Here is a 645-nt window from a genome sequence, read left to right as displayed (position 1 = left end):
CAAAAAATGGCAAGAAATCCAGCCTGCCCAAATTTGACCGGATAGTTCCGGTAATGGTGCGGCAGGACTGCTATTCAATACATCAGCTGCCGTCAGGTACATGGGTCATTAAGTTCCCCGTCTCCTCCGGCAGGAGTCAGATAGCAGTGCCCATTGCCACTTCCGAATACCATACAAAAAGGCTCCAGGACCTGGCAGGAGGTTCCTGCCGACAAGGGTCCATGGAGATATGGCGTGGTAAATACGGAGAGTGGTATGCTGCTATATCATTAATATACGAGACACATTTAAACGAGCCGTGCGGCGTAATCGGGGTCGATTTCGGCATAGTAAAGCTTGCCGTGCTGTCCAACAACATCTTTTTTGACGGTCGCCAGGTCAGATGGCGCAAGGAACGGTGGGCAGAGCGGCGAATAGCCCTTCAGCAGGCGGGTAGACTTTCCCGCGTCAAAAAAGAAGCAGGTCGTGAACGAAAATGGATGCGGTATATCAACCACTGCATCTCAAAGCGCATAGTTGAAATAGCGAAAAAAGAAGGCAAGGCGATTGCACTTGAGAACCTGCTGGGTATCCGCGAGCGGACTAAAGGATCAAAAAAGTTCAACCGGATGATGTCCGGGTGGAACTTCAAGGAGCTGGCCTCGT

General features: G+C 51.0%; 1 protein-coding gene. It reads left to right on the top strand.

All coding sequences use genetic code 11. The features are described 5' to 3' along the window. Positions 1 to 53: 53 nt before the first annotated feature. Positions 54 to 645 (top strand): IS200/IS605 family accessory protein TnpB-related protein (locus AN618_RS13645; RefSeq protein WP_222926537.1); only part of this gene is annotated, 592 nt, incomplete at its 3' end.

This window comes from Fervidicola ferrireducens, assembly GCF_001562425.1.
GTDB classification, from domain to species: Bacteria; Bacillota; Thermosediminibacteria; order Thermosediminibacterales; family Thermosediminibacteraceae; genus Fervidicola; species Fervidicola ferrireducens.
This window is presented reverse-complemented; position numbering and strand designations above follow the sequence as displayed.